This window comes from Methanocalculus natronophilus (assembly GCF_038751955.1).
In the GTDB taxonomy this organism is placed as follows: domain Archaea; phylum Halobacteriota; class Methanomicrobia; order Methanomicrobiales; family Methanocorpusculaceae; genus Methanocalculus; species Methanocalculus natronophilus.
Map to the genome: position 1 here is coordinate 1 of NZ_JBCEXH010000020.1, position 330 is coordinate 330.

Sequence of the window (330 nt, forward strand, 5' to 3'; positions counted from 1 at the left end):
GATCTTAGTAAACTAAAATCAATACATGAAAAAATAAAAGAGTATAAAAAAATCATTATTTTACCACACGCGAGACCCGATGGCGATTGTATGGGGACTGCGTTTGGATTAAAAGACATTATTGAATCAACATATCCTGAAAAAGCGGTTTACGTTAGCGGAGAATCATCAGACTTTACACAGTTTATTGGAACCCTTGATGAGATTGAAGATGAGGTTTTTAAAGGGGCGCTTGTTATTGCGGTAGATACCGGCAATAAAGAACGCATTGCCGATCAACGTTATGACCAAGGGGACTTTTTAATTAAAATTGATCATCATATATTAGTG

1 protein-coding gene is annotated in these 330 nt (G+C 35.8%); it reads left to right on the forward strand.

Annotated elements, in window-relative coordinates:
• The coding region (locus ABCO64_RS10090) for a DHH family phosphoesterase (RefSeq protein ID WP_343089359.1) at positions 1-330 on the forward strand (330 nt) is incomplete at both ends.